This is a genomic window from Agromyces mediolanus (assembly GCF_014648575.1).
Taxonomy (GTDB): domain Bacteria; phylum Actinomycetota; class Actinomycetes; order Actinomycetales; family Microbacteriaceae; genus Agromyces; species Agromyces mediolanus.
Map to the genome: position 1 here is coordinate 302,474 of NZ_BMRJ01000002.1, position 5,331 is coordinate 307,804.

At 70.5% G+C, this 5,331-nt stretch carries 4 protein-coding genes; all 4 read left to right on the plus strand.

From position 1 onward, the window contains the following. Positions 1-187: 187 nt before the first annotated feature. The 4 genes from IEY71_RS11260 to IEY71_RS11275 all read left to right on the plus strand — a co-directional run bounded on the left by IEY71_RS11260 (position 188) and on the right by IEY71_RS11275 (position 5,289). On the plus strand, positions 188-1,873 hold the full coding sequence (locus IEY71_RS11260) for a glycoside hydrolase family 13 protein (protein ID WP_189085950.1): 1,686 nt from the start codon (positions 188-190) through the stop codon (positions 1,871-1,873). A 94-nt stretch (positions 1,874-1,967) separates the two neighbouring features. Further along, positions 1,968-3,326 (plus strand): ABC transporter substrate-binding protein, encoded by a 1,359-nt coding sequence (locus IEY71_RS11265; protein WP_189085432.1) that lies wholly within the window; start codon positions 1,968-1,970, stop codon positions 3,324-3,326. Next, on the plus strand, positions 3,323-4,318 hold the full coding sequence (locus tag IEY71_RS11270) for a carbohydrate ABC transporter permease (RefSeq protein WP_229781694.1): 996 nt from the start codon (positions 3,323-3,325) through the stop codon (positions 4,316-4,318). The genes IEY71_RS11265 and IEY71_RS11270 overlap by 4 nt, the downstream gene beginning before the upstream one ends. Beyond that, the gene (locus tag IEY71_RS11275) at positions 4,315-5,289 is read left to right on the plus strand and encodes a carbohydrate ABC transporter permease (RefSeq protein WP_373292262.1); all 975 of its coding nucleotides are present in this window, start codon (positions 4,315-4,317) and stop codon (positions 5,287-5,289) included. Before IEY71_RS11270 ends, IEY71_RS11275 begins: the two co-directional genes overlap by 4 nt. Positions 5,290-5,331: the final 42 nt, after the last annotated feature.

A 5,331-nucleotide genomic window follows, 5' to 3' on the forward strand; every position in this document is an offset into this window, starting at 1 on the left:
GTGCTGAGGGGGGTGCCGCTTGCGCGGATGGCGCAAGCCGCTGACGCAATTTCACGCAAGTCGTCGGAACATTTTGTCGATTTGTTGAATAGTTGCATCATCCTGTTGCTCTCATTACGTTGACCGGCAAGACGCCGTCGTCGGACGCGACGGCGCGCCGAACGACGAGGAGCACCGCCGCGTGACCATGCCACTCACCGCCGCCACCGCCGGCCCGGCCGCCCCCGCCGGCGACGCCGACTGGTGGCGCAGCGCCGTCATCTACCAGGTGTACGTGCGCAGCTTCGCCGACTCGAACGGCGACGGTGTCGGCGATCTGCAGGGGGTGCGCAGCCGCCTCGACTACCTCGCCGAGCTCGGCGTCGACGCGCTCTGGTTCACGCCCTGGTACCCCTCGCCCCTCGCCGACGGCGGCTACGACGTCGCCGACTACCGCGACATCCACCCCGCCTTCGGCACCCTCGCCGACGCCGAGCAGCTCATCGAGGACGCGGCGGCGCGAGGCATCCGCACCATCATCGACATCGTCCCCAACCACGTCTCGCACGAGCACCCCTGGTTCCGCGAGGCCCTCGCCGCCGGGCCGGGCAGCCCCGAGCGCGAGCGCTTCTGGTTCCGCCCCGGCCGCGGCGAGAACGGTGCGGAGAAGCCGAACGACTGGGTGTCCGAGTTCACCGGCGAGCCGTGGACCCGCACCACCAACCCCGACGGCACCCCCGGCGACTGGTACCTGCACCTCTTCACCCCCGAGCAGCCCGACCTCAACTGGAACCACCCCGACGTGCGGCGCGAGCACGAGGAGATCCTGCGGTTCTGGTTCGACCGCGGCGTCGCCGGCGTGCGCATCGACTCCGCCGCGCAGCTCATGAAGCACCCGGAGCTGCCCGACTACCCCGCCGAGCCCGGGCCGGGCGAGCACCCGCACATCGACCGCGACGAGCTGCACGAGCTCTACCGCTCCTGGCGGCGGATCGCCGAGAGCTACGACGACCCCCGCGTGCTCGTCGGTGAGATCTGGCTGCCGGACGCGCAGCGCTTCGCGGCGTACCTCCGCCCCGACGAGATGCACACGGCGTTCAACTTCGACTTCATGACCCGGCCGTGGGACGCGGCCGAACTGCGCGCCTCGATCGAGCTGATGCTGCGCGTGCACGCCCCGGTCGGCGCCCCGAGCACCTGGGTGCTGTCCAACCACGACGTGACGAGGCCCGTCACACGCTACGGCCGCGAGGACTCGGGCTTCGCCTTCCGCAAGAAGCGCTTCGGCACCCCGAGCGACCGCGAGCTCGGCACCCGCCGCGCCCGCGCCGCCGCCCTGCTCACGGCCGCCCTGCCCGGCTCCCTCTACCTGTACCAGGGCGACGAACTCGGCCTGCCCGAGGCGGAACTGCCCGTCGCCGTGCTGCAGGACCCCATGCACTTCCGCTCCGGCGGCATCGACCCCGGCCGCGACGGCTGCCGGGTGCCGCTGCCCTGGCGCGGTCTCGCCGAGCCGTTCGGCTTCAGCCCGGCGAGCGCCACGGCGGCCCCCTGGCTGCCCCAGCCGGCCGACTGGTCGGGCCTCACCGTCGAAGCGCAGGAGGCGGACCCGGCCTCCATGCTCGCGCTGTACCGGCGGGCCCTCGGCATCCGTCGCGCGGAGCCCGCGCTGCACCGCAGCGCGCTCGAGTGGGTCGACGCAGGTCCCGAAGCGATCGCCTTCCGCCGCGGCGACGGATTCCTCAGCATCACGAACCTCGGCCCGGCTCCCATCGAGTTGCCGCCGCACGAGTCGATCCTCCTCGCGAGCGCCCCGCTCGACGGAGGCCGGCTCGCCGCCGACGCCACCGCCTGGCTGCGCACCGCGCCGCCGGCGGAACCGACGGCGCCCTGACCCGCACCATCCGCCTGCACCATCACGCACCACCGGCACCACGCACCACGCACCATCCGCACCCCACCGCATCACAGCACCGAAAGGACCGACAATGAAGTCATCACGCACCGTCGCGGCCGGCATCGCCGCGCTCGCCATGGTCGGCGCGCTCGCCGCCTGCTCCTCCGGGGGCAGCGACGGCGACGGCAAGCTCGAGCTCCGCGTCGCCACCTTCCCGCCCGGCGCCGACCAGGCGGCCTACGACGCCTTCGCCGAGCAGGAGAAGCAGTTCGAGCAGGAGCACCCGGACATCGACATCATCGGCGTCGAGTACGAGTGGACCGCCCCGACCTTCGCGGCCCAGCTCGCTGGCGGCAGCCTGCCGGACGTGTTCACCGTGCCCTTCACCGACTCCAAGACGCTGCTCGAGAACGGCCAGCTCATGGACCTCACGAAGGAGATCGACGAGCTCGGCTACACCGACAAGTTCAACCCGATCCTCCTCGAGGAGGTCACCGGCAGCGACGGCAAGGTCTACGGCTTCCCCCGCCAGGCCTACGCCAACGGCCTGCAGTACAACCGGGACCTGTTCGAGCAGGCCGGCCTCGACCCCGACCAGCCGCCGACGACCTGGGACGAGGTGCGCGAGGCCGCGAAGACCATCTCCGAGAAGACCGGCAAGGCCGGCTACGCGACGATGACGAGCAACGGCACCGGCGGCTGGCAGCTGTCGGCGCAGGCCGACTCGCGCGGCGCCCAGCTGCAGACCGCGAACGACGACGGCACCTTCACCTCGACGATCAACAACCCGGCCACGAAGGCGACGCTGCAGTACCTGCACGACCTGCGCTGGGAAGACAACTCGATGGGCGCGAACTTCGACCTCGACTGGGGCAGCATCAACCAGGAGTTCGCGGCCGGCAACATCGGCATGTACACGAGCGGCTCCGACGTCTACACCGCGCTCGTGCGGGACTACGGCATGGACTCGGGCAAGTACGGCCTCACCGTCATCCCGCTCGAGGACGGCGGCGGCGTGCTCGGCGGCGGCGACATCGCGGTCGTGGCGCCCACGGTCGACGACGACACCAAGAAGGCCGCCGTCACCTGGATCGACTGGTACTACATGCAGAAGCTGATGAACCAGGATGCCGCGGTCGCCGACGCGAAGGCGCTGGCCGCGAGCGACCAGGCCGTCGGCACCCCGGTGCTGCCGGTGCTCGACCAGGAGACGTACCTCGAGTCGCGCGAGTGGATCAAGGACTACATCAACGTTCCGCTCGACCAGATGACCGGCTTCACCGAGGGCATCTTCGACCAGAGCCCGGTCGGCGAGTTCAAGGGCCAGACCCAGCCGATCTACGCCCTGATGGACAACGTCGTGCAGGCGGTCCTCACGGACCGGAACGCCGACATCGACGCGCTGCTCGTGCAGCTCGACACCGACGCGCAGGCGCTGCTCGACCAGTGAGCACGACCGCGATCGATCAGACGGATGCCCCGGCCGAGGCCGGCGCGGGGCATCCGTCGCCCGAGGCGGCGGCGCGCACCCCATCGCGCCGCCGCCGTCGCACCCCGCTCACGTGGCTGCGCGGGGGAGGCCTGTGGAACCTCGCCTTCCTCGCGCCCATGCTCATCGTGTTCGGGGTCTTCAGCTGGTGGCCGATCGCCCGCTCGGTGGTCATGAGCTTCCAGAAGACGAACCTCATCAGCGACCCGGTCTGGGTCGGCCTCGACAACTTCGCTCGCGTGCTCGCCGACCCGAACCTCGGCACCGCGGTCGTGAACACCCTGTACTTCGCGGGCCTCGCGCTCGTATTCGGCTTCCCGCTGCCGATCATCATGGCGGTGCTGATGAGCGAGGTTCGCCGCGGCAAGGGCCTGTACAGCGCGCTCGCGTACCTGCCGGTCGTCGTGCCGCCCGTCGTCGCGGTGCTGCTGTGGAAGGTCTTCTACAACGCGAGCCCCGACGGCGTGTTCAACACGATCCTCGGCTGGGTCGGCATCCCGCCGCAGCCCTGGTTGCAATCGCCGGCGACCGCGATGCCCTCGCTCGTGATCGAGGCGACCTGGGCGGCGGCCGGCGGCTCGATCATCATCTACCTCGCTGCGCTCATCGCGGTGCCGCCGGAGCTCTACGACGCGGCCGAGGTCGACGGCGCCGGCATCTGGCGCAAGATCTGGCACGTCACGCTGCCGCAGCTGCGCGGCATCCTCTTCATCATGCTGATCCTGCAGGTGATCGGCACCGCGCAGGTGTTCCTCGAGCCGTACCTGTTCACGGGCGGCGGACCGAACAACGCGACCCTCACCGTGCTGCTGCTCATCTACCGCTACGCCTTCCAGAACAGTCTCGGCGGAGCCTACGGCGAGGCCACGGCGCTGAGCCTGATGCTCGCCGTCTTCCTCGGGCTGCTCAGCTGGCTGTACTTCAAGCTCACCGACCGCTGGAGCACGAATTGACCGCGCCCGCCCCCTCCTCGGCCCAGCCCTCCGTCGCCCTCCGGCAGAAGCTCGCCGGGCTCGGCAGGCGTCGTCGCGACGCCGCGGACGGCGGCGCCGACCGCGGCATCCTGAGCGGGCACGACCGGCGCAAGCGGGGCGTGCGCGTCTCGATGGCGGGCGTGCACGTCGTGCTCTTCGTCGGGCTCGTCGTCGCCGGCCTCGGCCCGCTGCTCTGGCTCGCCAAGGCGGCGGTCACGCCGACGCAGGACACGCTGAGCCATCCCTTCGAGCTGTGGCCGAACGGCATCGACTGGGCGAATCTCGAGACCGCGTGGAACGACATCCACATCGACCAGTACTTCCTGAACACGATCTGGGTCGCCGCGGGCTCCTGGTTCTTCCAGCTGCTGATCGCGACGACCGCGGGCTACGCGCTCTCGGTGCTCCGGCCGAAGTACGCCCCGATCCTCAACGGGCTGGTGCTGGCGACCCTGTTCGTGCCCGCCGTGGTGCTGCTCGTGCCGCTGTACCTCACGGTGCTGCATCCGCCCGTCATCGACACCTCGCTGCTGAACACGTACTGGGCCGTCTGGCTGCCGGCCGCGGCGAACGCATTCAACATCCTGCTCGTGAAGCGCTTCTTCGACGGGCTGCCGCGCGAGGTGTTCGAGGCGGCGCGCACCGACGGGGCGGGGCCGTTCCGGGTGTTCTGGTCGATCGTGCTGCCGATGTCGAAGCCGATCCTCGGCGTCGTCTCGGTGTTCGCCGTGATCGCCGCGTGGAAGGACTTCCTCTGGCCGCTGCTCGTGCTGCCCGACCCCGCCGTGCAGCCGCTGTCGGTGCGGCTGCCCGCGGTGCAGTCGCAGACGGAGCTCGACGTGTTCCTCGCGGCGCTCGCGATCTCGACGCTCATCCCGATCGTGCTGTTCCTCGTGTTCCAGCGGCTCTTCCTGAGCGGCGCGGGACTCGGCGGCGCGGTCAAGGGCTAGGCCCAGTTCCCGAGGTGCCCGACGTTGATCAACGTCGGGCAC

Excerpts from the sequence above, each read along its gene's own strand:
- IEY71_RS11260 (WP_189085950.1), top strand. The coding sequence starts at position 188 with ATGCCACTCACCGCCGCCACCGCCGGCCCGGCCGCCCCCGCCGGCGAC.
- IEY71_RS11265 (WP_189085432.1), top strand. The coding sequence starts at position 1,968 with ATGAAGTCATCACGCACCGTCGCGGCCGGCATCGCCGCGCTCGCCATG.